Source organism: Ochrobactrum sp. SFR4, assembly GCF_019730395.1.
Lineage (GTDB): Bacteria > Pseudomonadota > Alphaproteobacteria > Rhizobiales > Rhizobiaceae > Pseudochrobactrum.
On record NZ_JAAPBB010000850.1, the window covers coordinates 1 to 267 of the forward strand.

Sequence of the window (267 nt, forward strand, 5' to 3'; positions counted from 1 at the left end):
GCTCAAGAACATCGTCTGTCTGGGTCGCGAGGCGGAAGCGATGGGCATCCCAATAGGTACGCAGATGCCGGACAATACGCTGGCGCTCACTTAACGGTAAAGCATGCCAGATTTCACTGCCCTGATCGCGCAGGGCATCAATCACGGACTGCCATGGCACGGATTGCCGTGCTGCTTCATGAATTGTCTTGCGGATTTTATGCAGTAATTGTGTTGCGGATATTTCCGGCGGGTTGATGAAGTCCCCAAACAGACGCGGTGGTTTCG

At 54.3% G+C, this 267-nt stretch carries 1 pseudogene; it reads right to left on the reverse strand.

Annotation, left to right across the window (positions count from 1 at the left end):
• Nucleotides 1-267: pseudogene (locus tag HBA93_RS21485) on the reverse strand (FAD/NAD(P)-binding protein); the annotation flags it as partial.